Source organism: Streptomyces sp. NPDC054757, assembly GCF_053612185.1.
Genome location: NZ_JBSHBW010000012.1, coordinates 178,285 through 204,953 on the forward strand (window position 1 = coordinate 178,285; position 26,669 = coordinate 204,953).

General features: G+C 71.0%; 28 protein-coding genes. 17 read left to right on the forward strand and 11 right to left on the reverse strand.

What is annotated here, in order from left to right; translation table 11 throughout:
- The first annotated feature begins 78 nt into the window (after positions 1-78).
- Together ACWGKJ_RS17230 and ACWGKJ_RS17235 are read left to right on the forward strand one after the other, a co-directional pair.
- Positions 79-723: a TetR/AcrR family transcriptional regulator gene (locus ACWGKJ_RS17230; protein WP_385018279.1), complete on the forward strand. Its 645-nt coding sequence runs from the start codon at positions 79-81 to the stop codon at positions 721-723.
- 131 nt (positions 724-854) lie between these two features.
- A complete protein-coding gene (locus ACWGKJ_RS17235; RefSeq protein WP_385018281.1) occupies positions 855-2,687 on the forward strand; it encodes a flavin-containing monooxygenase in 1,833 nt (610 codons plus the stop codon).
- A gap of 28 nt (positions 2,688-2,715) precedes the next feature.
- On the opposite strand, the gene ACWGKJ_RS17240 is transcribed toward ACWGKJ_RS17235, so the two are convergent.
- The 3 genes from ACWGKJ_RS17240 to ACWGKJ_RS17250 are packed head-to-tail and all read right to left on the reverse strand — an operon-like array spanning position 2,716 to position 3,966.
- Positions 2,716-2,925 carry a DUF397 domain-containing protein gene (locus ACWGKJ_RS17240; RefSeq protein WP_385018283.1) on the reverse strand — a complete coding sequence of 70 codons (210 nt, stop codon included), beginning with the start codon at positions 2,923-2,925 and terminating at the stop codon, positions 2,716-2,718.
- Between the two features lie 7 nt (positions 2,926-2,932).
- A complete protein-coding gene (locus ACWGKJ_RS17245) occupies positions 2,933-3,142 on the reverse strand; it encodes a DUF397 domain-containing protein (RefSeq protein ID WP_385018285.1) in 210 nt (69 codons plus the stop codon).
- The gene (locus ACWGKJ_RS17250; RefSeq protein ID WP_385018287.1) at positions 3,124-3,966 is read right to left on the reverse strand and encodes a helix-turn-helix domain-containing protein; all 843 of its coding nucleotides are present in this window, start codon (positions 3,964-3,966) and stop codon (positions 3,124-3,126) included. The genes ACWGKJ_RS17245 and ACWGKJ_RS17250 overlap by 19 nt, the downstream gene beginning before the upstream one ends.
- 252 nt (positions 3,967-4,218) lie before the next feature.
- On the opposite strand from ACWGKJ_RS17250, the gene ACWGKJ_RS17255 reads away from it, so the two are divergent.
- The 5 genes from ACWGKJ_RS17255 to ACWGKJ_RS17275 all read left to right on the forward strand — a co-directional run bounded on the left by ACWGKJ_RS17255 (position 4,219) and on the right by ACWGKJ_RS17275 (position 7,866).
- The gene (locus tag ACWGKJ_RS17255) at positions 4,219-4,503 is read left to right on the forward strand and encodes a hypothetical protein (RefSeq protein WP_385018289.1); all 285 of its coding nucleotides are present in this window, start codon (positions 4,219-4,221) and stop codon (positions 4,501-4,503) included.
- Positions 4,500-4,796, forward strand: coding sequence for a hypothetical protein (locus tag ACWGKJ_RS17260; RefSeq protein ID WP_385018291.1), 297 nt, complete (start codon positions 4,500-4,502; stop codon positions 4,794-4,796). The genes ACWGKJ_RS17255 and ACWGKJ_RS17260 overlap by 4 nt, the downstream gene beginning before the upstream one ends.
- A 59-nt stretch (positions 4,797-4,855) precedes the next feature.
- Positions 4,856-5,776, forward strand: coding sequence for a LysR family transcriptional regulator (locus tag ACWGKJ_RS17265; RefSeq protein ID WP_385018293.1), 921 nt, complete (start codon positions 4,856-4,858; stop codon positions 5,774-5,776).
- Positions 5,777-5,971: 195 nt separating this feature from the next.
- Positions 5,972-7,240, forward strand: coding sequence for an aspartate aminotransferase family protein (locus ACWGKJ_RS17270; protein WP_385018295.1), 1,269 nt, complete (start codon positions 5,972-5,974; stop codon positions 7,238-7,240).
- A gap of 83 nt (positions 7,241-7,323) precedes the next feature.
- Positions 7,324-7,866 (forward strand): 2,4'-dihydroxyacetophenone dioxygenase family protein, encoded by a 543-nt coding sequence (locus ACWGKJ_RS17275; protein WP_385018297.1) that lies wholly within the window; start codon positions 7,324-7,326, stop codon positions 7,864-7,866.
- Between the two features lie 12 nt (positions 7,867-7,878).
- Here ACWGKJ_RS17275 and ACWGKJ_RS17280 read toward each other — a convergent pair whose 3' ends face one another.
- Both ACWGKJ_RS17280 and ACWGKJ_RS17285 read right to left on the reverse strand, forming a co-directional pair.
- Positions 7,879-8,877: a LacI family DNA-binding transcriptional regulator gene (locus ACWGKJ_RS17280; protein ID WP_385018299.1), complete on the reverse strand. Its 999-nt coding sequence runs from the start codon at positions 8,875-8,877 to the stop codon at positions 7,879-7,881.
- A gap of 208 nt (positions 8,878-9,085) precedes the next feature.
- Positions 9,086-9,388 carry a hypothetical protein gene (locus tag ACWGKJ_RS17285; protein ID WP_385018301.1) on the reverse strand — a complete coding sequence of 101 codons (303 nt, stop codon included), beginning with the start codon at positions 9,386-9,388 and terminating at the stop codon, positions 9,086-9,088.
- 321 nt (positions 9,389-9,709) lie between these two features.
- On the opposite strand from ACWGKJ_RS17285, the gene ACWGKJ_RS17290 reads away from it, so the two are divergent.
- The 9 genes from ACWGKJ_RS17290 (at position 9,710) to ACWGKJ_RS17330 (ending at position 19,002) form a co-directional block, all read left to right on the forward strand.
- The gene (locus ACWGKJ_RS17290; protein WP_385018303.1) at positions 9,710-10,849 is read left to right on the forward strand and encodes a cupin domain-containing protein; all 1,140 of its coding nucleotides are present in this window, start codon (positions 9,710-9,712) and stop codon (positions 10,847-10,849) included.
- A gap of 8 nt (positions 10,850-10,857) precedes the next feature.
- Positions 10,858-13,020, forward strand: a complete 2,163-nt coding sequence (gene hisD, locus ACWGKJ_RS17295) for a histidinol dehydrogenase (RefSeq protein ID WP_385018305.1) — start codon at positions 10,858-10,860, stop codon at positions 13,018-13,020.
- Positions 13,017-13,793 (forward strand): SDR family NAD(P)-dependent oxidoreductase, encoded by a 777-nt coding sequence (locus ACWGKJ_RS17300; RefSeq protein ID WP_385018307.1) that lies wholly within the window; start codon positions 13,017-13,019, stop codon positions 13,791-13,793. The genes hisD and ACWGKJ_RS17300 overlap by 4 nt, the downstream gene beginning before the upstream one ends.
- Positions 13,790-14,575: an HpcH/HpaI aldolase family protein gene (locus ACWGKJ_RS17305; RefSeq protein WP_385018310.1), complete on the forward strand. Its 786-nt coding sequence runs from the start codon at positions 13,790-13,792 to the stop codon at positions 14,573-14,575. Before ACWGKJ_RS17300 ends, ACWGKJ_RS17305 begins: the two co-directional genes overlap by 4 nt.
- 373 nt (positions 14,576-14,948) lie before the next feature.
- The gene (locus tag ACWGKJ_RS17310; RefSeq protein ID WP_385018312.1) at positions 14,949-16,295 is read left to right on the forward strand and encodes an MFS transporter; all 1,347 of its coding nucleotides are present in this window, start codon (positions 14,949-14,951) and stop codon (positions 16,293-16,295) included.
- A 79-nt stretch (positions 16,296-16,374) separates the two neighbouring features.
- Positions 16,375-17,373 (forward strand): nuclear transport factor 2 family protein, encoded by a 999-nt coding sequence (locus tag ACWGKJ_RS17315; RefSeq protein ID WP_385018314.1) that lies wholly within the window; start codon positions 16,375-16,377, stop codon positions 17,371-17,373.
- A gap of 107 nt (positions 17,374-17,480) precedes the next feature.
- Positions 17,481-18,017, forward strand: a complete 537-nt coding sequence (locus ACWGKJ_RS17320; RefSeq protein WP_385018349.1) for a hypothetical protein — start codon at positions 17,481-17,483, stop codon at positions 18,015-18,017.
- The gene (locus ACWGKJ_RS17325; protein WP_385018316.1) at positions 18,014-18,388 is read left to right on the forward strand and encodes a winged helix-turn-helix domain-containing protein; all 375 of its coding nucleotides are present in this window, start codon (positions 18,014-18,016) and stop codon (positions 18,386-18,388) included. The genes ACWGKJ_RS17320 and ACWGKJ_RS17325 overlap by 4 nt, the downstream gene beginning before the upstream one ends.
- Positions 18,389-18,483: 95 nt before the next feature.
- Positions 18,484-19,002 carry a DUF1203 domain-containing protein gene (locus ACWGKJ_RS17330; RefSeq protein WP_385018318.1) on the forward strand — a complete coding sequence of 173 codons (519 nt, stop codon included), beginning with the start codon at positions 18,484-18,486 and terminating at the stop codon, positions 19,000-19,002.
- A 127-nt stretch (positions 19,003-19,129) separates the two neighbouring features.
- Here the strand turns inward: ACWGKJ_RS17330 and ACWGKJ_RS17335 are convergent, their stop codons facing one another.
- Positions 19,130-20,326, reverse strand: a complete 1,197-nt coding sequence (locus ACWGKJ_RS17335; protein WP_385018320.1) for an MBL fold metallo-hydrolase — start codon at positions 20,324-20,326, stop codon at positions 19,130-19,132.
- A gap of 139 nt (positions 20,327-20,465) precedes the next feature.
- Positions 20,466-21,257, reverse strand: a complete 792-nt coding sequence (locus ACWGKJ_RS17340) for an SGNH/GDSL hydrolase family protein (RefSeq protein WP_385018322.1) — start codon at positions 21,255-21,257, stop codon at positions 20,466-20,468.
- A 272-nt stretch (positions 21,258-21,529) separates the two neighbouring features.
- On the opposite strand from ACWGKJ_RS17340, the gene ACWGKJ_RS17345 reads away from it, so the two are divergent.
- Positions 21,530-22,345, forward strand: a complete 816-nt coding sequence (locus ACWGKJ_RS17345) for a tyrosine-protein phosphatase (protein ID WP_385018324.1) — start codon at positions 21,530-21,532, stop codon at positions 22,343-22,345.
- A 19-nt stretch (positions 22,346-22,364) separates the two neighbouring features.
- On the opposite strand, the gene ACWGKJ_RS17350 is transcribed toward ACWGKJ_RS17345, so the two are convergent.
- The 4 genes from ACWGKJ_RS17350 to dxs all read right to left on the reverse strand — a co-directional run bounded on the left by ACWGKJ_RS17350 (position 22,365) and on the right by dxs (position 26,528).
- Complete coding sequence (locus ACWGKJ_RS17350) at positions 22,365-22,520, reverse strand: DUF6126 family protein (RefSeq protein ID WP_385018326.1); 156 nt, start codon at positions 22,518-22,520, stop codon at positions 22,365-22,367.
- Between the two features lie 76 nt (positions 22,521-22,596).
- Complete coding sequence (locus ACWGKJ_RS17355; protein WP_385018328.1) at positions 22,597-23,163, reverse strand: helix-turn-helix domain-containing protein; 567 nt, start codon at positions 23,161-23,163, stop codon at positions 22,597-22,599.
- A 75-nt stretch (positions 23,164-23,238) separates the two neighbouring features.
- Positions 23,239-24,651, reverse strand: a complete 1,413-nt coding sequence (locus tag ACWGKJ_RS17360; protein ID WP_385018330.1) for an aspartate aminotransferase family protein — start codon at positions 24,649-24,651, stop codon at positions 23,239-23,241.
- The gene (gene dxs / locus ACWGKJ_RS17365) at positions 24,648-26,528 is read right to left on the reverse strand and encodes a 1-deoxy-D-xylulose-5-phosphate synthase (RefSeq protein WP_385018332.1); all 1,881 of its coding nucleotides are present in this window, start codon (positions 26,526-26,528) and stop codon (positions 24,648-24,650) included. Before dxs ends, ACWGKJ_RS17360 begins: the two co-directional genes overlap by 4 nt.
- Between the last annotated feature and the right edge of the window lie 141 nt (positions 26,529-26,669).

Genomic DNA, 26,669 nt, shown 5'->3' on the forward strand with positions numbered 1-26,669 from the left:
TTCAGTAAGCCGTGCAGTAAGTGACACAGCCCCGCAGGCACCCACCGAGGGCCGCGGCACACCGGTGGGGTGGCGGCGGTGACGCCCGCCACGGCGCGGCACGCGCGGGTCGCCGCCACACGGGAGCTGCTGGTCTCGGCGGCGGAGCGGCTGTTCGCCGAGCATGGAGTGGTGGCTGTCTCCAACCGCCAGGTCAGCGAGGCCGCGGGCCAGGGCAACAACGCCGCTGTCGGCTACCACTTCGGCTCCAAGGCCGACCTGATCAGGGCGATCGTGCACAAGCACAACGACCAGATCGAGCAGGCACGCGCGGAGAAGGTCGAGCAGGCCACCGGCTCCACCGACGTGCGCGCCTGGGTGGCCTGCCTGGTGGACCCCTTCGTGCTCCATGTCGCCGGCCTCGGTGTGCCCTCCTGGTTCGGCCGCTTCTACGCACAGATCGGCACCGACCCCGTCTACCGGGAGATCATGACGGACGAGTCCCTCCATTCGCCCGCGCTGGTCCGGGCCGTCGACGGGCTCAACAGCTGCCTCCCCGGCCTGCCGCCCGAAGTACGTCTGGAACGCGGTGCGATGACCCGGCACCTCGTGGTGCTCGTCGTCGCCGAACGGGAACGCGCGCTCGCCGAGGGCAGCCCCACCCCGCGCGACGACTGGCAGCAGACCGCGACCGGTCTGAGCGACGCGATCGCGGGGATGTGGCTCGCGCCCGTCTCGCAGTGACCCGGCCGCGCCGGGCATCACGGGGCGGCTGCCGAAGCCGCACCGCCGCCGCCCCACGTCCGGGACCAGACCCGGCACGGTTCCCGAGATCCCCGAGGTCCCCGAGATCCCCCGAAAGAAAGTGCGTGGCCATGTCCTCTCCCCGCAGCACGCCCGACGCCGTACAGGACCTGCCGTTCGATCCGGACGCCCTGCGGGCTCGTTACCGGGCCGAGCGGGAACGCAGGATCCGCCCCGAGGGAAACGCCCAGTACCAGCGCCCCACCGGCCGGTTCGGATCCTTCGACGAAGACCCGTACGCCGAACCGCTGCCCTCCCGCGAGCCGCTCCGCGACCGGGTCGACGCCGTCGTCATCGGAGGCGGGTTCGGCGGCCTTCTCGCAGGCGCGCGGTTACGGCAGGCGGGCCTGGGCTCGATCCGGCTGATCGAGAAGGGCGGCGACTTCGGCGGCACCTGGTACTGGAACCGGTACCCCGGCATCCACTGCGACATCGAGTCGCACATCTACCTGCCCCTGCTGGAAGAGGTCGGCTACGTCCCGAAGTGGAAGTACGCGCCGGGCGAGGAGATCCGGCAGCACGCGCGGGCGATCGCCCGCACCTTCGACCTCTACCGGGACGCCTGCTTCCAGACACAGGCCACCGGACTGCGCTGGGACGAGAGCGCGTCCGAGTGGCTGGTGAGCACCGACCGGGACGACCGGATACGGGCGCGGTACGTGGTGACGGCGACCGGCACCCTGAGCCAGACCAAGCTCCCCGGCATCCCCGGCATCGACACCTTCCGGGGCCACATGTTCCACACCAGTCGCTGGGACTACGGCTACACCGGCGGAAGCGCGGACGGGAATCTGCACAAGCTCTCCGACAAACGCGTCGCCCTGATCGGCACCGGTGCGACCGCCGTCCAGTGCGTGCCCCATCTGGGCGCCGACGCCAAGGAGTTGCTTGTCTTCCAGCGCACGCCCTCATCGGTCGACGTGCGCGGCAACCGCCCCACCGACCCCGGCTGGGCCGCGTCCCTCGCCCCCGGCTGGCAGCGGCGGCGCAGGGACAACTTCCTGACCCTCGTCACGGGCGGCCGGGCGGACGAGGACCTCATAGACGACGGCTGGACCAGCAGCGCCCGCCTCCAGCAGAAGATGATCCCGACCGACAGCTACGCGGATCTGCCGCCCGAGGAACGCGAACGCACCGAGGAGCTGGCGGACTTCCAGAAGATGACCGAGATCCGCGAGCGGATCGACACCGTCGTCACGGACCCGGAGGTCGCCGAGCTGCTCAAGCCCTGGTACCGCTACATGTGCAAACGGCCCACCTTCAGCGACAGCTACCTCCAGACCTTCAACAGGCCCCACGTCACCCTGGTCGACACCGCCGACAGCCACGGCGTGGAGAAGATCACCGAGAACGGTCTCGTGGTCAACGGCACCCTCTACGAGGCCGACTGCATTATCTTCAGCACCGGCTTCGAGGTCGGCGTCTCGGGTATCACCTCGGGACGTCTTCCCGTACACGGCCGCGACGGTGTCCCCCTCACCGAGGCATGGCGGCAGGGCCCCCGGACGCTCCACGGCTTCTACAGCCACGGGTTCCCCAACCTCTTCCAGCTGGGCCCGCTGCAGAACGCCAGCGCCGTCAACTACGTCCACATCCTGGACGAGCAGACCATCCACGTCGCCGAAGTCGTCGCCGAAGCACACAGGCGCGGGGCCCGGTACGTCGAACCCACGGCGGAGGCCGAGGAAGCCTGGGTCACGACGATCCGGGAGAAGGCCGTCGACCTGTACGCCTTCCATGCCGAGTGCACCCCCGGCTATTACAACAACGAGGGCATGCCCAGGCAGCGCCGCGAGTCGTTCGCCGACGGACCGATCGCCTTCCACTCGCTGCTCCGGGAGTGGCGCGCGAACGGCGGCATGGACGAGGTTCTGGTCGGCACTGAACAGCACGGGCCCCGCTGACCGTTCACCGGTCGGCGGGGCCCGCCGGTCAGGCGCCCAGCGCGTCGTCCCGCAGAGCGGAGACGAACGACGACCAGCCGTGCGCGGCGAAGGCGAGCACGGGGCCGTCCGGGTTCTTGCTGTCGCGTACGGGAACGACGGCGGCGAAGTCGTCGGAGACCTCGACGCACGCCCCACCGTCCTGATTGCTGTAGCTGCTCTTACGCCACGCCACCGTGCTCAGGTCCATGTTCCGCATGAGACTCTCAGCTCCTCAATTCACCGTCCCGCAGAGCGGAAACGAACGATGACCAGCGGTCCGCGGCGAAGGTGACCACGGGCCCGGCGGGGTACTTGCTGTCGCGTACGGGGATTACGGCGGCGAAGTCGTCGGAGACCTCCAGGCACGCGCCACCGTCCGAGTTGCTGTAGGAGCTTTTACGCCAGTTCGTAACGCTCAGGTCGAGGGATCGCACGGTACTTCCTCCAACATACGCAGGATGAACTTCCGTGACTCGGTCGGGGACAAGGCCAAGTCACGTACCGCATCGTAAGCACGTTGCAGCCGCTCAACCGGCCCGTCATCCTCGATGAGTTCGCCCCGGTAGGCGTTTTCCGTATAGGCCACGGTACGCCCACCAGGCAGACGCAGAAACCAGACATCGGTGCTGTCCAGCCCATAGGGCCCCACCCGGAATGGCAGCACCTGCACAGTCACATCGTCGCGCTCGCTCATCTCCAGCAGGTATTCCAACTGCTTCCGCCACTGGCCGAGATCGCGCAAGGGCGTCCGCAGGACAGCCTCCGAAAGAATCGTCCGGAACGGAGGCGCATCCGCGCCTTCCAGCAACTCCCGCCGCCCCATCCGAGCTTCCACTTGCTGTGTCAGCTCCGGCTCCCGGAGCCCACCGGCAGCCAGCACTTCTCGCGCGTAACCCGGCGTCTGCAACAACCCCGGCAACACGCTCACCGCAAAATGCCACAGGCTGGTCGCATCCGACTCCAGAGCCATGTACTGCCGGTACCGCTCGCGAAACTGCGTCCGGTCCTTCATCGCCAGTTCCCACAGCACCAGCAACAGCCCCTGCGTGCCGAAGAAATGGTCCAGGGCCTGGATCACCTCAGGCCCGCCCAGCGTCTCGCCCTTCTCCATCTTGCCGAAGAGCGAGTAGTCCCAGCCGAGCCGTTCACCGACCTGCCGCAGGCTCAGGCCCCGCTCGGCGCGCAGTTTCCGTAACTCCTCCGCGAACCGCTGACGCGGTTCCTGGCTGCGGCTGGTGACAAGGCGTCGTTGCGGCATGGCGCTCCTTCCAGGGCGCTCCGGCCCGCCCGGAATTCGCCCCCGTACCGGTACACATACACGCGCACCCGCCCGTCCCGCGCATTCACTGTGGAACGTGTGGAACGTAGCGGACCGCGAGAGAACGAGAACGCGCCATCGGGGCAGTCCGGCCCGCCGGGCGCCATTCTCGTAACACCCCCACTACGCACCGTAATTCACGGCTGGTGGGCCCGGCAGCGAAATCACCAACAATCCGCGAGGAGATCCACCATGTCGACGCCTCCCCCGCTCCCCCGCCGTACCCCGCCCGCCCCCGCCACCGGCAGCCCGAAGGTGCAGGAGGCGCTCGACGCACGCGACACCCTCGCCGAGGCGCTGACCAGCGCCGGTATCCAGCTCCCCGCCATGGACGTACGCACCCCGTGGTTCGAGGCCGGCGGGGAACACGACGAGGCCCCGGCCAGTACCCGCTACGCGCTCGTCTACCTCGGGGTGTGCTCCGCGCCGGTCGCGCTCGCGCTGGCCGCCGTCATCGCGAAGGGCGCGGGCCGGTGAGCGCCACCGGGGAACCGGGGCAGGAAGCCTCACTCCCCCGCCCGGGGACGGCCGTGCGCGACATCGCGAGCCACCGCGTCGGCATCGTCATGGGCCAGGAGGGGCCCTGGCTCCAGCTCCGGCCGCTGGGCGGCGGACGCGAGTGGGACGCCGATCCGGCCCGCGTACGGCCGGTCGGCCCGGCCGAACTGCTCCAGGCCCGGGTCGCCGAGGCCAATGCCCGCAGCCGGTCCCCCCTCGGCGCCGTACCGGAGCCGCCACCGAACGGCCGGACCGATGCCGGTGCCGGGTAGCCTCCCCGGAGGGCGCGGCGGTGGTCCGGGCGCGCGCCCAGTGCGAGATCGGATGGGCGATGGCCAGTGCGGGAACGATGACGATGGCCCAGCTCCGCGCCTTCCTCGCGGCGGCGCGCACCGGTTCCTTCACCGCGGCCGGGGCCGAGCTGAATCTCGCGCAGGCGTCGGTCTCGGAGCTGATCCGGCGCCTGGAACAGGAGTACCGGCTGGTCCTCTTCGCCCGGGGCGCCCGCAGGCTGACCCTGACCGGCGCGGGGCGTGCGCTGCTGCCGGCGGCCGAGCGCGCGGTGGCCGGATTCGACGCCGCTGACGGGACGCTGCGCGCCTACGGCGGGCTCACCGGCGGGACCGCGAGCTTCGGCGTGCTGCGCAACGCCGAGTACTACCGGCTCACGCATCTCGCCCGGACCTTCCACGAGCGGCACCCGGACGTACGGGTCCGGCTGGTCGGGCAGAACTCGGTGGAGGTGGCGGCGGCGGTCGCCCGGGGCGATCTGGAGGCGGGCATCGTGGTGCTGCCGGTGGACGTCACCGGTCTTGACGTCCGTCCGCTGCTGCGGGACGAGGTCGTCATGGTGACCTCGGACCCCTCCCGGTACGGCGCGGCGGTGACCGCGGCCGGTCTCGCGGCGGCGCCGCTGGTGCTCTACGACGCGCACTTCGGCTGGGACGAGCCGACGCGGCGCCAGATCCGGGACTGGGTGACCGCCGAGGGGCATGAGCTCAGGCCGGTCGTCGAGGTGGAGTCCGTGACGTCCGCGCTGCGTCTGGTGAGCGGCGGGACGGGCGACACCTTCGTGGCGCGGGCGGTCACCCGCAGCGACGACTTCCCGGCCGGTCTGCGGATCGTCCCGTTCGCGGAGCCGTTCTACGACGTCGTCGCCTCGGTCAGCCGCGATGCGCGCACCCTCTCGCCCGCCAGTCTCGAACTGCTGCTGCTGGCCGAGGAGATGATCCGTTCGGTGAAGGACGCCTGACGGCAGGGCCGTCCTCGGGGGCGCGCCGGGAGGTACAGGGTTGTCCGATGGCCCGGACAGGTTCGCACCGGGTACCCGGCGGGCCAGGCCGCTCCTAACGTTGCGTTGACCAGCCGATCAGGGGGTTCAGCCGGGCGGGACAACTGCCCGTGCGCGCCCCCACGGCGACCCCGCGCGACGGAGACGAGCACACACATGGCAGAGGAGACCGCGCTGCACGGCGCCTGGCGGGCCCGTGCGACGAAGGCGCTGGCGGGCGGGGTGAGCAGCAATGTCCGGATGCTCAACCCGCATGTCATCGCCGACCGCGCCGAGGGGGCGCGGATGTGGGACGTGGACGGCCGGGAGTACATCGACTACGTCCTGGGGCAGGGCCCCAACTTCCTGGGGAACGCGCCCCGGCAGATCCTGGAGAAGGTGGAGGCGGCCCAGCGCCGGGGCGTCATCTACGCGGCGACGCACCGCACCGAGATCGAGGCCGCCGAGAAGGTCATCGAGGTGCTCGGCTGGCCGGACCGGGTGCGGTTCGGCAGTTCGAGCAGCGAGATGGTCCAGGCGGCCCTGCGGATGGCCCGGCACGCGACCGGCCGCAGCCGCGTGCTGCGCTTCCACGGGCAGTACCACGGCTGGTTCGACAACATCCATATCCGCTCCGATGGGGACACCGCCCTCCCGGCCGGCGGGGGCCAGCTCCCGCAGGCGCTGGACGAGGTCGTCACGGTCCAGTGGAACGACCGGTCCGCGTTCGACGAGGCACTCGCCGCGTACGGGGACGAGCTGGCCGCCGTGATCATGGAACCGGTCATGCTCAACTCCGGTGCCATCGAGCCGGGCCCTGGCTATCTCCGGGCGGTGCGCGATGCCTGCACCGCCAACGGGACCGTCCTGGTCTTCGACGAGACCATCACCGGTTTCCGGCTGGCCGTCGGCGGGGCGGCGGAGCGGTACGGCGTGTACCCGGACCTCGCCGTGTACGGCAAGGCGATGGCGGGCGGCTGGCCGTGCGCGGCGGTCGTCGGCCGGGGCGAGCTGTTCGAAGGGATCGCGACGGGCGCCGTGGTGCACGCCGGTACCTTCAACGGCAACGTACCCGCGACGGCGGCGACCCTGGCCTGTCTGGAACACATCGCCGACGGCGAGGTGCACCGGCGGACCGAGCGGGTCGGCGGGCAGCTGATGTCGTCCCTGGCCGCGCTCTCCGCCGAACACGGCCTGGGGCTTGTGCTCCAGGGCCCGCCGATGGCCTTCCACGCGCGGTTCGCCGACCCGCCCACACCCGCGACCCGCTACCAGGACGTACAGAACGCGGACAGCGCCCGCTATCTGCGGTTCAGCCGGGCCCTTGTCGGCCACGGCGTCTGGGTCGCCTCACGCGGCATCTGGTACGTGTCGGCCGCGCACACCGAGCAGGACGTGGCCCTGACGGTCGACCGGGTCGCCGGCGCCGTACATGCGCTCCACTGACGGCCCGGCGCACCGCCTCACCCACCCCCGTGTACGAGCCGGAGCTCCGGCCTGTGCACCTGCCTGAGAGAAGGAGACCACGCATGGCCCTCACCACCGACGAGAAGCGTGACCCCGAGAAGGCGCTGCCCTACGAGGGCGAACGCCCCGACAGCATGCTGGACGACGTGATCGTCCCGGGCGCCCTGGACCTCGACGGCGACGAACGCCTCTGGGTCCCGCAGTCCGACGACGTGTCGTTCCGCCCGCTGCTGCTGTCGGTGAGCCAGAACTACTTCGTCAATCTGCTCCGGGTCCGCAGGTCCGGCATCCTCTCCCGCCACCGCCACCAGGGCCCCGTGCACGCGACCGTACTGCGGGGCCGCTGGCACTACCTGGAGTACGACTGGTGGGCGGAGCAGGGGAGTTACGTCTTCGAGCCGCCGGGCGACATCCACACCCTGGAAGTCCCGGAGGGTGTCAGCGAGATGGTGACGCTCTTCCATGTGACCGGCGGTTATGTCTACTGCGACACCCAGGGCAACCCGGTCGGCGTCGAGGACACCTTCACCAAACTGGCCCAGGCGCGCGAGCACTACGAGAGGAACGGCCTCGGCAAGGACTTCGTGGAACGCTTCGTCCGCTGACGCCCACAGCGCTCACAGCACCGGGGCGTGGGTGGCCCGGGGTACGAACTCGGTGGGCAGGACGAGCCGTTCACCCGAGGGGTCCGCCTCACCGTTGATCCTGCGCACCAGCAGACGCGCGGCCTGGCACGAGAGTTCACGCAGATCGTGCCGGACCGTGGTCAGCCGGAAGACCTCCCAGTCCGCCATCGGCAGATCGTCGAAGCCGATCACGGTGAGGTCGTCCGGCACCCTGAGCCCGGCCGCGATGGCCGCGTTCAGCACACCGATGGCGACCACGTCGTTACCGCAGAAGACCGCCGTGGGCGCCTCACCCGCGTCGAGGAGGCGGGGCAGCGCCCGGTAGCCGGTGTCGTACTCGAAGGCCCCGCGCACCACGCGGCTCTCCGGCAGCCCGATCCCGGCGTCCGCCAGGGCCAGCCGGAAGCCGAGTTCACGCTCGCGCCCGGTCGTCGTATTGGCCGAACCGAAGATGCCCGCGACCCTGCGGTGCCCCAGCCCGGTGAGCACGTCGGCCACCAGGCGGCCACCGCCCTCGTTGTCGACGACCGACGCGTAGTCGCCCCGGGCGCCCGTGTCACGGTTGAGGAAGACGTACGGCATGCCCCGGCGGTCCAGCTGGGCCGGCAGCCGGGACTCGGTGGTGGCGGTCGCGAGCACCACACCGTCCAGGGACTGGTCGAGGAGGTTCTCCTCGGCCACCGCCTCGTCGGAGCGCTCCGTGATCAGCATCATCCGGTAGCCCAGGCGCTGCAGTTCGTCGTGGAGCGGGGCGATGACATGCGGGTAGAAGGGGTTGGTCAGATCGGTCACGATCACCCCGACCCGGCGGGTGGAGCGGGTCGACAGGGTCCGGCCCGCCTCGCTCGGCACGTAGTTCAGTGCCTGCGCGGCGCGTCTGACCTTCTCCCGCGTGGCGGCCGACACCCGGTGGTCGTCCCGCAGGGCCCGGGACACGGTGGGCTGCGAGACACCGGCCAGTCTCGCCACGTCGTGACTCGTGATCGCCATCGGCCCTCTTCCCTCGCACCGTCACGCCGGTCCGGCGCCCTATTCAGTATACGTATGTAACCCGTAGCGGTGTCACGCACACGACTCCTTCCCCGGTCCACGGGACCGAGGGACGCCGGTCCGACCGGCGCCCCTCGGTCACTTCCGTGCAGATACCGGGTCAGCGCCGCGCGGGTAGGCGGTCAGCACTGTGCGGGTGCTGACCTGGTCACTGCGCCCCGGAGCAGACACCCTGGACGGTCACCCAGATATTGCTGTCGGGGGTGGTACCACTGGCCACCACCCCGCCGGAGTAACAGCCGGGCGGAAGCCTGTAGTCCGCGTTCGCCCGGGCACCGTCCAGCGAACTGCTGACCCCGGTGACATAGACGTAGTAGGTGGACGAGTCCGCCAGCACCACTTTCCGCGCCGGCGCGGCAGCGGCGGCCGACGCCGGGACGGCCAGCGCCACCCCGGCGAGCAGGGCCGCCGCGACCGCGGCGAGTCTGGTCGTCGCGAGCTTTCCGTTCAAGGGGTCCTCCCCATCAATAGCCCTACGGCGCACGGTAGTTACGCCGCACGCAAAGGAATTTAAAGGGCGGCTCCTGACCCTGCAACAGCCGTTGCGTCCTGTGCAACACCTGGCGCGCACCGCCGCCCGGGAGAGGTGAGCGCCCCAGCCCATCCAGGGCGAGTTGCGCCCGCCCGGCGCCCCCACCGCGCAAGAACGAGACGCCCCCTGACCCTTGACAGCGCCCGGCCCAGGGTCTGTCATGGGAATGCATACGTATTCCAAGAGCGATTTTTCCGCGAGCCGTGTTCCTGGAACACGTGTTCGAGAGAGGGGTCAGTCATGCCCGATGTCGTCGTATCCACCGCGGAGCTCGGCCGCCGGACGGTCCGCCGCAGCGACTTCGTCTCCTGCAACCAGGCGTTCATCGACTGCCGTACGCCGGGCTCCGACCGGAAGGAGAACTACGCGATGATCGGCCCCGGCGTCTCGCAGGCCTCCGGCCAGCACGTCAATCTGCGTCTCCCGCACGGGTTCAACATCGGCGCGGCGGCCATGCCGCACGGCATCACCAACAACCTCCATCTGCACTACACGGCCGAGGTGTTCGTCTGCACGGCGGGCGAGTACCTGCTGCGCTGGGGCGCCGAAGGCACCGAGGGCGAGCTGCTGCTCAAGGCGGGCGACATCGCCTCCGTCCCCACCTGGATCTTCCGCGGCTTCACCAACACCGGCCCGGACGACGGCTGGATGTTCACCGTGCTCGGCATGGACGACACCGGGGGCATCATCTGGGGCCCCTCCGTGCTGCGCGAGGCGGAAGGCCACGGTCTCCACCTCAGCGCCGACAACGAACTGATCGACACGGTCGCCGGGGACGAAATCCCGGCCGGTGCCGAGCTGACCCGCCCCATGGCCCAGGAGTACATCGACCAGCTGCGGCGGTACAGCCCCGAGGAGATGAAGCGCCGCGTCGCGGCCGGGGACGAACTGGTCTGGTCCGAGCACCCCTTCCTGGACAGCACCCTGCCGGGCGGAGGCGTCCGGCTGAGCTGCGTCATCGGGTACGGCATGACCGAGGACCCGCACCAGGAACCCCGGATCTTCAACCCGCACGGCCACAACGCCGCCTGGCTGCGCGCCGAACCCGGCCGTGGCGTATCGCTGCACCGGCAGAGCGAGACCCAGACGCTGATCGTCAAGGACGGCGAGTGGGAGGTCACGCTGAACCGCACCGACCCGGTGACGGTGCGCCTGGGGCCGCGCGACATCCTCTCCGTACCGCAGGACGCCTGGCGCACCCTGCGCAACGTGGGTGAGACCGAAGGCGATCTGCTGGTGGTCAACTCCGGCGACGGCCGGGTCCGTCTGGAGTGGGACGACGAGGTCGTCAAGAGCGCGGCCGATGCCGGGATCGGCATCGACCACAACGGCTACATCGCCCCGTACGCGCTGCTGCCGCGCTCCGCGCGCCCCTGGTGACCGCCACCGTGCCCGGGAACCGTACGCACGGACCGCTGCCGCTGGTACTGGTCCCCGGCATGCTGTGCGACGGGAGTCTCTGGTCCGGTGTGGCGCTGCCCCAAGACCGCGAGGTCCGTCAAGTGGCCCTGGCGGAACCGGACATCGGGGCGCTGGCCGAGCGGGTGCTGTCCACGGTCTCCGGACCCTTCGTCCTCGCCGGGCTCAGCCTCGGGGCCATCGTCGGCTTCGAGGTGCTGCGCCGGGCGCCGGAGCGGGTCGCGGGCTTCTGCGCCATGTCGGCCAACGCGGCTGCGCCGCGCCCCGACCAGTACAGCTCCTGGCGGGCGATGGACGAGCTGATCGGCGCGGGCCGGTTCGCCGATGTGGTGGAACGGACCCTGCCCGGCATGTTCGACGTGCCCTGCCCGCCGCCCGGGTCCGCGCGGCGCTACCGGGACATGGCGTACGCGGTCGGCCCGGACGCCGCCCGCGCCCAGCTCGCCGCGCAGGCCACCCGTACCGACGCGTTCGACGCGCTGCGCACCGCACGCTGTCCCGCCGTCGTGCTGTACGGCACCCGGGACGCGCTGTGCCCGCCGGACTTCCACCGCGCGATCGCCGGCGCCCTGCCCGGTGCCCGGCTGCACGAACTGGCCGGGGCGGGTCATCTGGTGCCGTGGCAAAGGCCGCACGCGGTCTCGGCCGCCCTGCGGGAACTGCTCACGGCCGCCGACCGGGCTCAGCGGCCGGCCGTCCGTACGCCCACAGCTCGCCACTCCCGCCACTCCCGCCACTTTCCCGCATCCGCCGTCACACCCGCACCCTCACCCGCATCTGCCGTCACACCCGCCCCCTCACCCTCATCAGAAGAGAGCCGGTCCATGCCCCATTTCCTCAAGTCCCCCGTGCCCGCAGGCGAGGTCCGCGCGGCCCACGCGGACGTGGCCGACCGTGTCGGCGCCATCCTCGAAGACATCCGGGCGCGGGGGGACGAAGCGGTCCGCCAGTACTCCGAGAAGTTCGACAACTGGAGCCCCGGGTCGTTCCGTCTCGGCCCGGACGAGATCAGCCGGATCGTCGCCGGAGTGCCGGAGACCGTGCTCGACGACATCCGGTTCGTCCAGCGCCAGGTGCGTACCTTCGCGCAGGCGCAGCGTGACTCGATGCGGGACATCGAGATCGAGACGCTGCCCGGTGTGCGCCTGGGCCACCGGCACGTACCGGTGGCCGGGGCCGGCGCGTACGTCCCCGGTGGCCGCTACCCGCTGACCGCCTCGGCGCACATGACCATCGTGACCGCGAAGGTCGCCGGGGTGGAGCGGGTCGCCGCCTGCACTCCGCCGATCCGCGGTGAGATCCCCGCGGCCACGGTCGCGGCGATGCACCTCGCCGGCGCGGACGAGATCCATCTCCTCGGCGGCGTCCAGGCCGTCGCCGCGCTCGCCATCGGCACCGAGACCATCGGCCGGGTGCCGCTGATCGCCGGGCCCGGCAACGCCTATGTCGCCGAGGCCAAGCGCCAGTTGTTCGGCGAGGTCGGCATCGATCTGTTCGCGGGGCCGACCGAGATCCTGGTGATCGCCGACGAGCACGCCGACCCGTTCGTGGTCGCCGTCGACCTGCTCTCGCAGGCCGAGCACGGCCCGGACTCGCCCGCCGTACTGGTCACCACGTCGGAGGAGCTGGGGCACACGGTGCGCCGCCACATCGACCGGCTGCTGCCCTCCATGCCGACCAAGGACTACGCCGAGCCCGCCTGGCGGGACCACGGCGAGATCGTCGTGGCGGGCTCCCTGGACGAGGCCTACGAGATCGCGGACAGCTACGCGTCCGAACACGTCGAGGTCCTCACCGCGGAACCGCGCCTGGCCCTCGACCGGATGCGCGACTACGGGGCGCTCTTCCTCGGCGAGGGTACCTGCGTCAGTTACGGCGACAAGGTCATCGGCACCAACCATGTGCTGCCCACCCGGGGCGCCGCCCGCTACACCGGCGGCCTGTGGGTCGGCAAGTACCTCAAGACGGTGACCTATCAGGAGGTGACGGACACCTCCTCGTCGGCGCGGCTCGGCGAGGTGTGCGGGCGGGCCGCACGCGTCGAGCTGTTCGAGGGACACGCCCGGTCCGGAGACGTACGGGCGGCCAAGTACGGCAACGGCACGCTGCCGTGGAACGAGAGCGGCGCATGAGCGCCACGACCGCTGCCCCGCTGGCCGGGCGCACCGCACTGGTCAGCGGCGGCGGCAGCGGCCTCGGCAGCGCCATCACCCGGGCGCTGCTCTCCGAAGGCGCCCGCGTGGTGATCACCGGTCGCGACGAGCGCAGGCTCAAGGAGACGGCGTCGGCGCTCGGACCGGGCGTGGTCCACCGGGTCTGTGACGTCTCCGAGCCTTCCGCCGTCGAGGAGCTTGCCGGGAGCCTGGCCGGTGAGGAGATCTCGGTGCTCGTCAACAACGCGGGGATCGCGGGACCGGTGGCCCCGCTGGCCGACATCTCGGCGGAGGAGTGGGACGAGGTCTTCGCCGTCAATGTCCGGGGTGTCTTCCTGATGTGCCGCGCCTTCCTGCCCGCCATGGCCGCACGGGGCACGGGGGACATCATCAACATCGCCTCCGTGTCCGGGAAGCGCCCGCTGCTGCGGCGTACGCCGTACTGCGCGTCCAAGATGGCCGTCATCGGTCTGACCACGACACTGGCGGGCGAGGCCGGGCCCTCGGGGGTCACGGTGAACTCCCTCTCCCCCGGGCCGGTCGCGGGCCCTCGGATGGAGCGGAACTTCCGCCTGGAGGCCGAACGGACCGGCAGCAGCCGCGCGGAGGCGGAGGACGCCTTCGTCTCACGTGCGGCGCTGGGCCGGATGGTCACAGCGGATGAGGTCGGCGCCGCCGTGACCGCCATGCTCCGGATGTCCGGGCTGTGCGGGGCGGACATCGACCTGTCGGCGGGGATGGTGGCGCGATGACGGCGGCGGACACGGGCCGGCGCCGGTCCCTCAAACAGCGGCTGGCCTCAGGGGAACGCCTCTACGGCGCCCTGCTGCGGCTCCCGTCGGAGACCCTGGTGGAGATGGCGGGTGTCGCGGGCCTGGACTACGTGGTCATCGACTGCGAGCACGGCCCCGCCGACATGACGTCGCTCCAGAACCACCTGACAGCGGCTGCCGCACAGGGCATCGACGTACTCGTACGGGTCGGCACGTCCGAGCCCGCACTCGCGCTGCGCTGTCTGGACCTGGGAGCCGCCGGGATCATCCATCCGCACATCGACAGCGCGCAGGACGCACGGCGTGCGGTGGCGGCGGACCGCTACCCGCCGCTGGGCCGGAGAGGGTTCGCGACGTACAGCAGGGCGGGCCGCTTCGGTACGGTCACGGCGGCCGAGCATCTGGCCGCCGCAGATGACACCCTCGTCGTGGCGATGATCGAGACCGAACGGGCCTGTGCCGCCGCCGGGGAGATCGTCGCCACCGAAGGCGTGGACGCGGTGCTGGTCGGCCCGGCCGATCTGACGGTGGACTGCGCGTTCCCCGGTCAGGACGTCATCGACGGACTCATCGCCACGGCGCACCGGGCGGCCCGCGAGGCGGGGCGAGCGGTCATGACGATCGTCCCGGGGCCCGAAGGCGCACGCGCCGCGGAGCACGCGGGGGCCCAACTGGTGCTCCACAACATGGCACATGTCCTGATGGACACCTTCCGCACCCTCGCGCCGCCGCACCCCGCGGAGGGCGGCACCGGCTGCTGACAGCGGCCTGCGGACCCGTCGGGCGCCTCCGCCGCGGACCCGTCAGGCCCCTCCGGCGGCGTACCGAGCCCTCCGGGGTGTCCGAGCCCCTCTGAGCCCTCCGGAGGGGCCGGGCAGGCGGTCCGGGGACCGGTCCGCTGATCCGTCATGCCCCGGCTCGCGGACCCTCACGCAGCGGTTCGCGGCCCCTCGCGCACCGGCCCACGCCCCCCTGACGCACCGGTTCACGGACCGGGGCGAGCGGGTCCGTCCCACCTCTTGACGCCCCCCGCACCGCTCCCTAATGTTCGGCGGAAGTTCATACGTATGCATCACTGCACGTCCCGCAGCACGTACGCAGTATCGGCGCAGTACCGGCTCGAACGGAGAAGCCATGTCCGCTGTAGTGCCGCCCCCAACCGCCCCCGGCACCAAGGGAGTCGACCGGGAGAGGCGGAGTGCGATTCACCGGGCCATCGGCGCGGGCAGCATCGGGAACTTCGTGGAGCAGTTCGACTACGGCCTCTACGGCTATATGGCGCCGGTGCTCGCACCGACGTTCTTCCCCGACAGCAGCCCGGCCGCCGCGGTGCTGAGCACCTACGCGATCATCGGAATCGCCTGTCTGTTCCGCCCGCTCGGCGGCACCCTGGTCGGCCGCTGGGGAGACCGGGCGGGCCGCAAGAAGACACTGCTGTGGACGATCGTGCTCATGGGCGTGGCCACCGCCCTGATCGGCGCACTGCCGACCTATCAGCAGATCGGTATCCTCGCCCCGCTGCTCCTCCTGCTGCTGCGGGTGGTCCAGGGCATGGTCTCCGGTGGCGAGTACGTCGGGGCGGTGGCCTTCGTCGTGGAGTGGGCGGAGCCCGAACGGCGCGCCTACTACGCCTCGTACGCCTCGAACAGCTGCTTCGCCGGCATCCTCGCCGGGGCCGGTACGGCGGCTCTGACCAGCTGGCTCTTCGACGGTCCGGCCCTGGACTCCTGGGGCTGGCGGATCCCGTTCCTGCTCACGCTCCCGCTGAGCGCGGTCGGGATCTGGCTGCGCAGGCGGATCGACGAGACCCCCGAGTTCATCCGGGCGACGGAGAACGGCACCCAGGCCGTCGAGGCGCCGATCCGCAACGCGCTGCGCACCCAGTGGCGGCCGATCCTGGTCTACTGCGGCGTCTCGGTGATGCTGGCGATCCTCTCCTACAGCTGGGTCACCTTCTATCCCCAGTACCTGACCGGCACCCTGGGGCTGCCCCGCTGGATGGCACTGGCCTCGAACGCGATCTCGGTCGCGGTCCTCATCCCGCTGCTGCCGCTGGCCGGGATGCTCTCCGACCGGATCGGCCGCAAGCCGATGCTGATCACGGGAGCGGTCGCCTGCCTCGTCATGGTCCCGCTGGCCTACCGGGTCGGCGAGGTGGGCACGTTCCCCACCGCCATCGTGAGCCAACTGATCTACATCGTCCCGGAGTTCTTCCTCACCGGCATCGTCACCGTCTGCACGGCGGAACTCTTCGCCACGCGCTCCCGCTTCAGCGCGAGCGCCATCGCGTACAACAGCTCGTTCTCGGTCTTCATGGGCATCACACCGTTCGTCGCCGAACTGCTGGTGAGCAGCTTCGACACGATCTACGCGGTGTGGGTCTACCTCGCGGCGGCCGCGGTGGTGGCCCTGGTCGTGGTCAGCGCCTTCATGACGGAGACGTACCGCAGCCAGCTCGGGGCGGACAAGTTCGCCCGGTGACGCCCGCCGGCCCACCTCAAGATCTCATGCATACGCATACGCATACGCATTGACGCGCCATCAAGAGAAGGAGAATCCCATGCCGTTGGACCCCGTCGCCTACCACCCCTACACCGACCCGGACGACTTCATCCGTGAGGTGACCGACCGCATCTGGGTCGGCCGCGACATCTCGTACATCGTCGACAACTACGAACCGGACTCGATCGTCCACACAGGGCTGGGCACCGTCGTCGGCCGCGACGGAGTCATCGAGGGCAGCACGATGAGGATGGGCAGCACACCGCAGCACATCGGCCAGGCAGAGGACGTGGTGTGGGAGGCACGCGGCAACGACGCCTTCCTCAGCTCGCATCTGGTCTTCTCGGCCGACGAGCACCTCGTGGACGGCCGGAACATCCGCATCCGCAAGCGGACGGTCGCCAACTGCCTCTATCGCCGGGGCCGCATGGTCGAGGAGTGGGTGGTACGCGACGAACTCGCGACCTGCCTCCAGCGCGGCATCGACCCGGACGAGGCCGCACGCGCACTCCGGTTCCAGGGCTACAGCGGCTCCATGACGGACGAGCCGCCGAAGGATGTACTCCTCGCGGGCGTCAGTGGCCCGCGCCCGGACGACTTCCGGCCCGAGTGCGAGATGGTCCTGGAGTTCATCGACGAGGTCTGGACGCAGCGGCGGCTCCAGAAGGTCGACGACTTCATGGTGCGGGACCTCTTCCTGCACACGGTCGGCGACCGCACGGTCATCCGCCCCGAGCGGTACCAGAGCGACCTGCTGGCCATGGTCGGCGCCTTCCCCGACGCCCGCTTCTCGGTGCGGGACGTACAGACCAACTACGCCGAGCGGTACGCGGGTCTGCGCGTCGCGGTCCTGTGGACCATGCACGGGAGCTACCGCGGCACACCGGTCTTCGGCCGGCCGACCGACCAGCCCGTCACGCTGCTCGGAGCCTCCCAGTTCCTGATCCAGGGGGGTCGGATCGTACGCGAGATGCGGGTGTACGACGAGATCGCGCTGCGGGCCCAGATCAACAGCACCCGCGGGGACGGCCCGCAGATGGAGGCCAACATCTACTGAGCGGGCGGGAGCGTGACGGGGCAGCACGTACTTTCCAATCTGGAAAGTACGTGACACGATGGCAAGCCTCAGCCCGATCGTGTGCCCCAGGGAGGTCCGGTGTGACCATGCCGCCGCAGGAGAACGAGTACGTACGCCCCACGGCCGACGAGGGCATACGCCCCTCAGCCGCAGAACCGGCGGAGCACGCCGCGGGCGCCCTGCGGGACGTGGCGACGGCGCAGGAGCGGGCCCGGCTGCGGGCCGGGCTCTCCCCCGCGTGGTACGGACCGGCCGCGGCCGCGGCCGTGATCGTGGCGGGTGCGGTGCGGGCCTGGAGCGACGACAAGGGCGGTGCGGCCACGCTGCTGGCGCTCGCGGTGTCGCTCGTGGCGCTGGGCGTCGTCGTCGCACTCGCGCGGGCGGCGCGCAGGGGGGCCGGGGTGCTGATCGACCGGTCCTGGCCGGCCCGGCTGTGGCGGAGCCGGGTCGCGCTGCCGGCCGTCTTCCTGGCGGGCATTCTGGCCGGATGGCTGTGCCGGATCTTCGGCACGGACCTGGGCACCGCGCAGCTCACGGCGTTCGTCGTGGGCGGACTCGGCGTCTGGCTGACCTGCCTGGCCCGCAACGCGGTGATCAGGCGGACCCTGGCGGAGCTGGGGTGACCGGGGCGCCACCGGGACAGGGTGGGCCGACGCTGGACGAGACGATCCAGCATCCGACCCGGCTGGCCGTCGCCGCCTTCCTCTCCGCGTGTGACGAGGCCGAGTTCGCCGCCGTACGCGACGGCTGCCGGGTCTCCGACTCGGTCCTCAGCAAGACCGCGTCCGCTCTGGAGACGGCCGGTTACCTGGACATCCGCAAGGGCCACGTGGGCAAGCGCCCCAGAACCTGGCTCTCCCTCTCCCCCGAGGGCCGGCAGGCGCTGGACGACCATCTGACCGCACTCCAGAACATCGTGGCAGCGGCCCGGCAGACCGGCGCCCGGGAGCAGACCGGACACAGCACCGGCCAGAACACCGTTCACAGCAGCTGAGGCCAGGCCCCCTCCCGGGAGGGGGCTGAGGCGCGACCGGACTCGGCGTCAGAATCCCGCCAGCACCTTCGGGGCGCTCCGGCGAGATTGGAGCCATGACCACGTACATGCCTCTTCCCATTCCCGCCGACGCGCTCCGGGAGCTCCGCGTCTCCGACGACTCCGGGCGGCCCCCGCACCCGTACATCGCCCGCGAGGACGGTGACCCCATCGACTGTGTGGGCAGCCCGCTGCGCTGCTGTCTGCGGGCGATCGAGCCCGGTGAGCGGGTCGCTCTCGTCTCGTACGCACCGCTGCGCCGCTGGGCGGCCGCGAACGGCGCGGACCCCGGCGCGTACGACGAGGCGGGACCGGTCTTCATCCACGCCGGGGAGTGCGAGGGCCCGCGCACCACCGGCGGTTACCCCTTCGCGCGGCCGGGCGCACTGCGCACCCTGCGGCGCTATGACGCCGACGGGCACATCGTGGGCGGCCGTCTCTTCGAGATCCCGGAGGAGGCGGACGCCGGGTTCGACTCGGCCCTCGATGAGGCGTTCGCCGCCCCGGAAGTGGCGTTGGTGCACGTACGCGCCCTGGAGTACGGCTGCTTCCAGTTCGCGGTGCCACGGCCGTAGGCGGGTGTCCGTAAGACGGGGTCCGATGACCGTAGGCCCGTACGGCGACCGTACGCGGTACCGATGGCCGTAAGACCCCGTACCGGCGGCCTGAACCGGGCGCCCGATCCCCCGGGCGCCCCTCACCTCAGGAGTGCTGCTCCTCCGCGAGACCGACACCGCTCCGGCCGCCCGCCGGGGTGGCGGCCGGAGCCGTGGAGACCCGCCACGGACGGGCGACCGGCGGGGACACCGCCCGCCACCACGGGTCGGACGGGAGCTTGCCCGACGGCTCGAAGGGCTCACCGGCCCGGGGCAGCGCCACCGCCTGCCCGGCCTCCCCCGCGGCGTCCCTGGTCCACTCGCCGGGCTCGGCCCACGGGTGGGGGGCGAGGTTGAAGGTGCCCCAGTGGATGGGCAGCAGCGCACCGCCGGGCTTCCCGCCCTGGAGGTCCAGATGCGCCTGTACGCCCTCGGCCGGTGTCATGTGGATGTCGGGCCAGTACTCCGAGTACGCCCCGATCTGGATCATCGTGGCGTCGAAGGGGCCGTGCTCGGAGCCGATCTCGGCGAAGCCGGGGAAGTATCCGGTGTCGCCGCTGTGGTAGATCCGGTGCTCGGGCCCGGCGACGGCCCAGGACGCCCAGAGGGTGTGCTGCTGATTGCGCAGCCCGCGCCCGCAGAAGTGCCTGGCCGGGGTGGCGGTGAGCCGGATGCCGGCCACCTCGGCGGTCTCGTTCCAGTCCAGCTCGCGCAGCCGGGATGCGGGCACACCCCAGCGCTCCAGATGGGCACCCACGCCGAGCGGCACCGCGAAGACCGTACCCGTCCCCACCAGGGCCTTGATGGTGGGGAGGTCCAGATGGTCGTAGTGGTCGTGGGAGATCACCACGACATCGACGGACCCGAGAGCGGCGAGCGGCAGCGGCGCGGGGTGCAGCCGCTTCGGCCCTGCGAACGAGAACGGTGAGCAGCGCTGCCCCCAGACGGGGTCGAACAGCACCCGCGCGCCGTCGATCTCGGCCAGCACGCTGGAGTGCCCCATCCAGGTGAGCCGCAGCCCCGAGGCCGGCGGCTTCGCGAGGTCGGCGACGGTGGTGGCATGGACGGGAACGGTGCCCTCGGGATATCTGCGGGCCCGCTCCTCCTTGCGGAAGTAGACCTTCGCGAACTCGGCCATGGAGCCGGTCGGCCGGGTCCTGGCCCCCACCGGGTTCTGGAAGACGCCGTCGGCGAAGTTCGGCGAGCGGCGGATACGTGCCATCCGCTCTCCGGCCGGGTCCGCGCCGAAGCCCTCGGGCCGCAGCGCGCGGAGCCGGGGCGGCAGAGAACGGGAAGCGGGCACGGGGACCTCCAGGTGTGCGGTGTCGATCCATTATGTGCGGCGGGCACGACGGTGGAGGAACGGCCCCGTGAACGGTCCGCGCCGCCACCGGGTCACGGATCTGTCCCGCCGGATCCGTGCCGGGGCGTACGCGCTGTCGTCAGAGCGGCAGCAGGTCGGGGCGCTTGGCGGCGACATGGTCGCCCGATGACTCACCGCGGAGCCTGCGGCCTATCCACGGCACCAGATGCTCCCGGGCCCACTGGATGTTGTCGCGCCGCACCTCGGCCGATCCGCGTGGCGGCTCCGGGGGCCACGGCTGGTCCGGGTCCGCGGGGACGTCGAGGCCCAGCACCTGCGCGGCGCGCAGCGCGACACGGGTATGGCCCTCGGGCGAGAGGTGCAGCCGGTCGGCGTCCCAGGCGCGCCGGTCCTGGATGGTCTTGAGGGACCAGAGGTCGAGCACCGGGGCGCCGTGCCGTGCGGCGATGACCCGTACATGCTCGTTGTACGTAGCGATCTTGCCGCGCAGATGGCGCAGGACCGGAACACCCCGGGTGTCGAACCCGGTGGTCACCATGACGGTGCCGACCGAGGAGGTCAGATCGGCGAGTGCCCGCTCGAAGCGCTCGGCCGCGTCGTCCGGGTCGGAGCCCGGCCGGATGATGTCGTTGCCGCCGGCCGAGAAGCTGACCAGGTCGGGGGCGAGTTCCTTGGCCCGCGGGACCTGCTCGTCGACGATCTGGTCGAGGAGGCGTCCGCGTACCGCCAGGTTCGCGTAACGGAAGGTGTGTTCGGGGACGCGGTCGTCCAGGAGTACGGCGAGCCGGTCGGCCCAGCCCACGAAGTTCCCGTCGGGTCCGGGGTCCCCGACTCCCTCGGTGAAGCTGTCGCCGATCGCCGCGTACGACCCGATGATGTCTCTGTTCTTGATTGCCGAATCGTCTGCCACAACGGCCCATCCTGCACCTCACGATGTGACCTACGCGACCGTATTAAGGGGGTGACGGGCCGTGAGAAAAGCCACCTGGCCAGTTTGCCTAAAGACGGAATAAGGGGCGCCGTCCCGCCTCTCCCGGACACGATGCCTGCATCACGCACCGATGTCGTATCGTCGGAATTCCATCGTCAGAAGTCCGGGCCGTGACGACCCGGCCGGACCGTCAGGTCCACCACCGCGCCGGCGGCGGCCAGCCGCGCACCGGCAGGACACCGAGGAGCCCCGTGACGCAGCAACTTCCGCAGGTCCCGTCGGCAGAACCGGAGCTGGCCGGGGTCCGCAACTTCCGTGACGTGGGCGGGCTGCCGACCGCTGACGGCCGGCGGGTGCGCCGGGGCAGGCTGTTCCGCAGCGGCCACCTCGCGCACGCCACCGCCGACGACGCCGCCTTTCTGTCCTCGCTCGGGCTGCACACGATCTTCGACTTCCGCAACGCGGCCGATGTGGCCCTGGACGGCCGGGACGTGGAGCTGGCGGGCGTCCGCCATGTCAACATCCCGCTGACGGACCCGGCGGACGGCTCCGAGTTCTGGCGGATGGTCCGCGACGGCGACCTGGCCCAGCTGCGGAAGATCCTCTCCGACGACCGGGCCGCGGGCCGGATGGCCGAGTCGTACCGGACGATCATCACGACCAGGACGGCCGAGCACAGCCGGGTGCTCCACGCGCTCGCCGATGACAGCGTGCCGGCCCTGATGCACTGCGCCGCGGGCAAGGACCGGGCGGGTCTCTCGATAGCGGTGACGCTGCTCGCGGCGGGCGTGGAGCGCGACGCCGTCGAGGCGGACTACCTGAAGTCGAACGATCCCCGGCGGCGCTATCTGGTCAAGCGCAGCGACGAGTCGGCCAACCCGCACCACGACGAGGTGATGCAGCTGCTGAGCCCGCTCTTCGAGGCCCGCGCAGCCTATCTGGAGACGGCCTTCAGGGCCATCGACGAGACCTGGGGCAGCACCGACCGCTATCTCGCCGAGGGACTGGGAGTCAGCCAGGAGACCCGCGAGAAGCTGTGCGCCCGACTGCTCGAAGAAGCCTCCTGAGCCACCGGCGCGGGCTCTGCTACTGCTGACCGCCGAGCGTGAACAGCAGATAGACGAAACCGGCGAAGAGGTGGCCTGCCACCAGATAGGCGATCAGCCGGATGACGAGTCCTCTGGGGAACCGCTTCTCCTCGTGGGCGTCTGCGGGGGTGCCTGCGGGGGTGTCATCGCGCATGGCGGACCTCTCTCGTCGTCTCGTCGCCCTGTCGGACCGGGCTCAGTGCAGATCAGGCTTCAGTGCAGATCAAGCTTCAGTGCAGGTCAGGGCTCTGCAGCAGGGTGTGCATGAAGAGCAGCTCGGTCCCGCCCCGGGTCGCGGCCGCGATCCGGTGCGGGGTGAGCGAGTCGAAGTGGGCGCTGTCCCCGGGGTCGAGGTCGTGCGCCGCCTCGCCCAGGGTCAGCCGCAGCCTCCCGCTGAGGACGTACAGCCACTCCTCGCCGGGATGGACCCGTACGAGATCGCCCTGGGCCCCGTACGGCACCTGCACTCGCAGGGCCTGCATCGCCCGGCCCGGTGAACCGGCCGGGTGGTACGTCCAGCCGTCGGCCTCGACGGAGCCGCGGCGGCCGCCCCTGATGACGGGGTCCCGCTCCGGCGGCACCTCACCCAGCAGCTCGGAGACCGACGTACCGTAGATACGGGCCAGCGAGAGCAGCATGGGCAGCGAAGGCTGCCGGGCACCGGTCTCCAGGCGGGAGAGGTGCGCCGGGGAGAGACCCGCCCGGCGGGCCGCGGCCTCCAGGGTGAGCCGCCCGCGCCGGCGCAGTTCGCGCAGACGCGGAGCGACGTCGGGCAGATCCTCCTCGGGGGTGCTCATACGTCCATTGGGACAGCGAAATGCCTCAGAGGCAATTTTCTTGCCTCTGAGGCAAAAAGCGGTCGGGTCAGGCTCTCAGCGGTTGGCGACCGCCTGTTTCACCAGGGTCCGCCCGAAGTCCCACATGAGCCCGCCGCCGCCGTGCGCGTCGTCCATCACCGCGGTGAACGCCTCGACGAACCGGTCCACATCGGCCTCCCCGATGACCAGTGGCGGGATCAGTTTGATCACTTCCAGATGGTCCCCGGAGACCTGTGTGAGGATGCGGTGCTTCTGGAGCAGCGGTACGACGACCATCTGCGCGAAGAGCCCCTTGCGGGCCGCCTGGAGCATGGTCCACCGGCTGCGGAGCTTCAACGACGAGGGACGCCCGAACTCGATGCCGATCATCAGCCCACGCCCGCGTACCTCGTGCAGCAGCTCGTACCGCGGGATGAGCGCGGCCAGCCGGGACTTGAGCAGTTCACCGGTGGCGCGGGCGTGGGCGACGGTCTCCTCGTCCTCCATCACCGAGAGCACGGCGAGCCCGGCGGCCATCGCCTGGGCGTTGGCGCCGAAGCTGGCCGAGTGGACCAGCACCCGGTCCATGGAGGAGTAGACCTTCTTGAAGATCCAGTCCTTGCCCAGCGTCGCGCTGACCGGGACGTACCCGCCCGAGAGCGACTTGGCCACACAGACCAGATCGGGTTCTACGCCCTCCTCGTGCTGGTAGGCGTAGAAGTCGCCGGTCCGCCCGAGCCCCGTCTGCACCTCGTCGGCGATCAGCAGCGCCTTGTGCCGGTGCAGCAGCTCCTGGGCGGCGCGCAGGAAGCCGGGCGGAGTCTCCAGGACCCCCTTGCCCTGGATCGGCTCGACGACGAAGCCCGCCACGTCGCCACGCTTCAACTCGCGTTCCAGCGCGGCCAGATCGCCCATAGTGATTGCCGTGTCGGGCAGCAGCGGTGCGAATCCGTCCCGGAAGCCGTCCTCGCCGTTGACCGAGAGCGAACCGGTCGTCAGCCCGTGGAAGGCGTGCGAGCAGTACAGGATCCTGGGCTTCCCGGTGGCGTACCTGGCGAACTTCAGCGCCGTCTCGACCGCCTCCGTACCGCTGTTGCCGAAGAACACCCGGTCCAGATGGGGCGAGTGGGCCAGCAGCTTCTCGGCGAGCAGGCCGGGCAGCGGCTGACAGTCGAAGCGGGTCAGGTCGGCGAGTGAGGCGTCCAGGACATCGTGCAGCGCCTTACGGACGACCGGGTGGTGCCGGCCGAGTCCCATGACGCCGAAGCCCGCGAGCATGTCGAGGTAGTCGTTGCCGTCCGCGTCCCAGAAGTGGGCGCCATCGGCCCGCTCGTAGACGTTGTCGAAGCCGATGGTGTGCAGCATCCTCGGCAGCTGGTGGTTGAGGTGGCGGGTGTGCAGCTCGTAGCGCTCGGCACCACGCTCGGCGAGCAGGGCCGTCAGATCGAACGCCTTCGGTTCGAGGCCCTTGGGTGCGCCTTCCGTCATTCCGTCTTCTCCTTGGCTTTCAGGGCGGCGCTGATCCGTCCTGCGATCTCGATGGGCGTGAGCCCGATGTCGGCCAGCACCTCGGCGCGTTTGGCGTGCGGGAGGAACTGCTCGGGGATCCCGAAGGTCCGCAGCGGTACGTCGACCCCGCCGTCGCGCAGCGCCTGGCCGACCGCCGAACCCACCCCGCCGCTGCGGCTGTTGTCCTCGGCGACCGCGACCAGCCGGTGCCCGGCGGCGAGTCCGGGGAGTGCCCGGTCCACCGGTTTGACCCAGCGCGGGTCGACGACCGTGCAGCCGATGCCGCGGCCTTCGAGGAGTTCGGCGGCGCGGAGACAGACCGGGGCGAGCACCCCGACGGCGACGAGCAGCACTTCGGGCCGGGCGGCCCGGTGCAGTACGTCCATACCGCCGACCCGGCCGACCGCCGGGAGCGGCTCGCCCACCGACTCCTTGGGGAAGCGCAGTACGGTCGGCGCGTCGTCCACGTCGACCGCCTCCCGGAGCTGGGCGCGGAGCTGGTCGGCGTCGCGGGGCGCGGCTATCCGCAGCCCCGGTACGGCCTGGAGGACGGACATGTCCCACATGCCGTTGTGCGAGGGACCGTCGACGCCGGTGACCCCGGCCCTGTCGAGGACGAACGTCACCCCGCAGCGGTGCAGGGCCACATCCATCAGCAGCTGGTCGACGGCCCGGTTGAGGAAGGTCGCGTACACGGCGACCACCGGGTGCAGACCTCCGGTGGCGAGTCCCGCCGCGGAGACCGTCGCGTGCTGTTCGGCGATCCCGACGTCCCAGACCCGGTCGGGGAACCGCTCGGCGAACTCGGTGAGGCCGACCGGGTGCAGCATCGCCGCCGTGATCGCGACGACATCGGGCCGCTCGGCGCCGATGGCGGCGATCTCGGCGCCGAACACCGAGGTCCAGGAGGGGCCGCCGGGCGGGGCGAGCGGCGCGCAGGTCAGCGGGTCCATCACGCTGACCGTGTGGAAGCGGTCCGCCTCGTCCTCCAGGGCGGGCCGGTAGCCGCGTCCCTTCTCGGTGAGGCAGTGCACGAGCACCGGACCGTGGAAGCGTTTGGCCCGGTTCAGCGCCGACTGCACGGCGGCGATGTCGTGGCCGTCGACGGGGCCGATGTACTTGAGCCCCAGGTCCTCGAACATGCCCTGCGGTGCGAAGGCGTCCTTGAACCCCTTCTTCGCGCCGTGCAGCGATCCGTACAGCGGCTCTCCCACCACGGGCGTCGACCGGAGTACCTCCTTGCCCCAGGCGAGCGCGCGCTCATAGCCGTCGGTCGTGCGGAGGGTGGCGAAGTGGTTGGCCAGGCCGCCGGTCGTCGGGCCGTACGAGCGCCCGTTGTCGTTCACGACGATGATCAGGGGGCGGTCCGCGGCGGCCGCGATGTTGTTCAGCGCCTCCCAGGCCATCCCGCCGGTGAGCGCTCCGTCGCCGGTCACCGCGACGACATGGCCGGGCCTGCCGAGCACCTCGTTGGCCTTGGCGAGGCCGTCGGCCCAGCCGAGGACCGTCGAGGCGTGCGAGTTCTCGATGACGTCGTGCTCGGACTCCTCGCGGGCGGGGTAGCCGGAGAGGCCGCCCTTGCTGCGCAGTTTGGAGAAGTCCTGCCGGCCCGTCAGCAGTTTGTGCACATAGCTCTGGTGGCCGGTGTCCCAGAGGATGCGGTCGGCGGGCGAGTCGAAGACGCGGTGCAGTGCGATGGCGAGTTCTACCACCCCCAGGTTCGGCCCCAGGTGTCCCCCGGTCCTGGCCACTGCCTGGATCAGGAACTCCCTTATTTCTACGGCCAGTTCACCGAGTTCCGCCTCGGCGAGCGCCTTCAGGTCGTGCGGTCCCCGGATATTCTCCAAGATCGACACGCTCGGGCCCCCTCTCGGATTTCGTTCAGGTCACACACGCGGTACCGGCCGGTGGCAGAGGCCGCCGCCCGGACCACCGCGGGCACCAGGACCGGCGCGTGAGCGCCGAAGGCCGCCGGCCCGACCTGAGGAGGTCGGGCC

Excerpts from the sequence above, each read along its gene's own strand:
- ACWGKJ_RS17235 (WP_385018281.1), top strand. The coding sequence starts at position 855 with ATGTCCTCTCCCCGCAGCACGCCCGACGCCGTACAGGACCTGCCGTTC.
- ACWGKJ_RS17240 (WP_385018283.1), bottom strand. The coding sequence starts at position 2,925 with ATGCGGAACATGGACCTGAGCACGGTGGCGTGGCGTAAGAGCAGCTAC.
- ACWGKJ_RS17250 (WP_385018287.1), bottom strand. The coding sequence starts at position 3,966 with ATGCCGCAACGACGCCTTGTCACCAGCCGCAGCCAGGAACCGCGTCAG.
- ACWGKJ_RS17255 (WP_385018289.1), top strand. The coding sequence starts at position 4,219 with ATGTCGACGCCTCCCCCGCTCCCCCGCCGTACCCCGCCCGCCCCCGCC.
- ACWGKJ_RS17265 (WP_385018293.1), top strand. The coding sequence starts at position 4,856 with ATGGCCAGTGCGGGAACGATGACGATGGCCCAGCTCCGCGCCTTCCTC.
- ACWGKJ_RS17270 (WP_385018295.1), top strand. The coding sequence starts at position 5,972 with ATGGCAGAGGAGACCGCGCTGCACGGCGCCTGGCGGGCCCGTGCGACG.
- ACWGKJ_RS17275 (WP_385018297.1), top strand. The coding sequence starts at position 7,324 with ATGGCCCTCACCACCGACGAGAAGCGTGACCCCGAGAAGGCGCTGCCC.
- ACWGKJ_RS17280 (WP_385018299.1), bottom strand. The coding sequence starts at position 8,877 with ATGGCGATCACGAGTCACGACGTGGCGAGACTGGCCGGTGTCTCGCAG.
- ACWGKJ_RS17290 (WP_385018303.1), top strand. The coding sequence starts at position 9,710 with ATGCCCGATGTCGTCGTATCCACCGCGGAGCTCGGCCGCCGGACGGTC.
- ACWGKJ_RS17300 (WP_385018307.1), top strand. The coding sequence starts at position 13,017 with ATGAGCGCCACGACCGCTGCCCCGCTGGCCGGGCGCACCGCACTGGTC.
- ACWGKJ_RS17305 (WP_385018310.1), top strand. The coding sequence starts at position 13,790 with ATGACGGCGGCGGACACGGGCCGGCGCCGGTCCCTCAAACAGCGGCTG.
- ACWGKJ_RS17310 (WP_385018312.1), top strand. The coding sequence starts at position 14,949 with ATGTCCGCTGTAGTGCCGCCCCCAACCGCCCCCGGCACCAAGGGAGTC.
- ACWGKJ_RS17315 (WP_385018314.1), top strand. The coding sequence starts at position 16,375 with ATGCCGTTGGACCCCGTCGCCTACCACCCCTACACCGACCCGGACGAC.
- ACWGKJ_RS17320 (WP_385018349.1), top strand. The coding sequence starts at position 17,481 with ATGCCGCCGCAGGAGAACGAGTACGTACGCCCCACGGCCGACGAGGGC.
- ACWGKJ_RS17330 (WP_385018318.1), top strand. The coding sequence starts at position 18,484 with ATGACCACGTACATGCCTCTTCCCATTCCCGCCGACGCGCTCCGGGAG.
- ACWGKJ_RS17350 (WP_385018326.1), bottom strand. The coding sequence starts at position 22,520 with ATGCGCGATGACACCCCCGCAGGCACCCCCGCAGACGCCCACGAGGAG.
- ACWGKJ_RS17355 (WP_385018328.1), bottom strand. The coding sequence starts at position 23,163 with ATGAGCACCCCCGAGGAGGATCTGCCCGACGTCGCTCCGCGTCTGCGC.
- ACWGKJ_RS17360 (WP_385018330.1), bottom strand. The coding sequence starts at position 24,651 with ATGACGGAAGGCGCACCCAAGGGCCTCGAACCGAAGGCGTTCGATCTG.